Origin of the sequence: Mycobacterium sp. (assembly GCF_008709575.1) — a bacterium.
Classification (GTDB): Bacteria; Actinomycetota; Actinomycetes; order Mycobacteriales; family Mycobacteriaceae; genus Mycobacterium.
The window spans coordinates 630-1,023 of sequence record NZ_VYIK01000197.1; the positions used below are offsets into that span (position 1 = coordinate 630).

Sequence of the window (394 nt, forward strand, 5' to 3'; positions counted from 1 at the left end):
CATCGGCGGTGCCGCGACGCTGGTCGGTGACCCTCCCAACATCATCATCGCCAGCCGAGCTGGGTTGACATTCAACGACTTCCTGGTGCACATGCTGCCGATCGTGCTCATCGTGACGGTCGTCTTCGTTGCGCTCTTGCCGCTGCTGTTCTCCGGCTCTTTCGCGGTCGACACCGACCGGGTGGCCGATGTCATGGCTCTGGACGAGCGTGAAACCATCCGCGATCCCACGCTGCTCGTCAAGTGCGGCGTTGTCCTGCTGCTGGTGTTTGCCGGTTTCATCTTGCATCCGGTCGTGCATCTGCAACCCTCCGTCGTGGCGCTGCTGGGGGCCGGCGCCCTGATCGTGGTCTCCGGATTGCCGCGCTCGGAGTACCTGGCCGGCGTGGAATGG

General features: G+C 64.2%; 1 protein-coding gene. It reads left to right on the forward strand.

Annotation, left to right across the window (positions count from 1 at the left end):
• Positions 1–394, forward strand: a 394-nt coding sequence (locus F6Q13_RS17830) for an SLC13 family permease (protein WP_367141364.1), incomplete at both ends; no start/stop codon positions are given.